Here is a 227-nt window from a genome sequence, read left to right as displayed (position 1 = left end):
ATTGAACCAGCAAAAGCGGTCAAAGAGATCAACAGCAAATAGGGAAAGGTTATCCTCAACATATCGCTGGCAAGGTTATATTTTTCTGTATCCTCAAGAAAACCCGGAGCAAACAAAGCCGTTAGCCATGGAGCGCCCATGACCGCTAAAGCCGTAATAAGTAGTAATACCAGCCCCAACACACCTGCAACCGAGTTAACCAACTGCCTGACCTCTCGCTCAGTGCG

The 227-nt window shown here is 47.6% G+C and carries 1 protein-coding gene; it reads right to left on the bottom strand.

The features are described 5' to 3' along the window. Window positions 1-227 (bottom strand): lipid II flippase MurJ (locus A3766_RS07850; protein WP_304440943.1); only part of this gene is annotated, 227 nt, incomplete at both ends.

This window comes from Oleiphilus sp. HI0132 (genome assembly GCF_001635845.1).
The sequence above is the reverse complement of the archived record's forward strand: the minus strand, read 5'-3'. Positions and strand labels throughout refer to the sequence as shown.